The following is a 626-nucleotide window of genomic DNA, read 5'->3' on the forward strand; positions in this document are numbered from 1 at the left end:
GGCTCTTTTCTACCATTTGTCAAGTCTATCAAGGCTTTAAGTAAAAAAAGAGATAAGACAGTAACTATTCTGAGGTTACTGTCTTATTTTTAACCCTTTTTTATCCATAAATGGGCATGCTAAAAAAACACCTCATCTGGTATTTTTTGAAACAAGGTGTTACAATAATACGGCATAGACAGCCTTATCGATTTTGGGTCAAAGAGTAATCGTAAAGTTTGTTATGCGTAATGAGGTAATACATTGTTCGAATGAGACGATGTATAGAGGCAATCGTATGTGGCTTAGTTGAAGCTATTGTCGATTGTCTTTTTCGTTTCTCATAAAAGTCAGCGATATGGCAGGGATTAGTATGACTAGCTGAAGCGATGTTGTGAATGCACTTGAACAAGATTTTTCTGGCATAGGGATTACCTCGTTTAGTGATGTGTTCCTTGGCGAGAAAGTTCCCAGATTCGTAGTGTCTCAGGTCAATGCCAATAAAAGCGTTGATTTGATTGGAAGACTGAAAGCGACGAATATCTCCCAATTCGCCAATGATAGATGTCGCTGTGGTTTCTGCGATGCCAGGAATTGACCGTAAGATGTCATACTCTGGTAAAGGCTGAGCTAGAGCTACCATGTCG

Annotated in this window: 1 protein-coding gene; it reads right to left on the reverse strand. The window is 39.3% G+C overall.

The features are described 5' to 3' along the window. Positions 1–184: 184 nt before the first annotated feature. Positions 185–626 (reverse strand): IS110 family transposase (locus HMPREF1519_RS06875; protein WP_037611653.1); only part of this gene is annotated, 442 nt, incomplete at its 5' end.

It is taken from the genome of Streptococcus sp. SR4 (assembly GCF_000517725.1).
Lineage (GTDB): Bacteria > Bacillota > Bacilli > Lactobacillales > Streptococcaceae > Streptococcus > Streptococcus salivarius_F.